The sequence below is a fragment of the Pseudotamlana haliotis genome, from assembly GCF_008806375.1.
GTDB lineage: Bacteria > Bacteroidota > Bacteroidia > Flavobacteriales > Flavobacteriaceae > Pseudotamlana > Pseudotamlana haliotis.
Window position 1 is genome coordinate 1 of the sequence record NZ_WAAT01000032.1, and the last position, 246, is coordinate 246.

Below are 246 nucleotides of genomic sequence, written 5' to 3' on the forward strand. Positions count from 1 at the left end.
AATTGTTTTTTTTGTTAAGCTGATTAATAGACTTTAATTCTGGGTGTTGTTTTGAAATCCATTGATTAAAGTTATTCATTCTGTTATTAAGCCCTCTGTAAGATGTAGGGTTTAAAGTTTGTTGTTTTAAGTTAAGAGCAAAATTAATAGCTTTTTGAATGGTTAAGCTAGGTTTTTCGGGTTGAATAATATTCGTTTCAGATGCCAGTTGCGGTTTTTCTTCAACCTTAATTTTCTTAGCAGGTG

At 30.5% G+C, this 246-nt stretch carries 1 protein-coding gene; it reads right to left on the reverse strand.

The window, feature by feature from the left end:
- Nucleotides 1-246: hypothetical protein (locus F6U93_RS14605; protein WP_191963457.1), on the reverse strand; the 246-nt coding region annotated here is incomplete at both ends.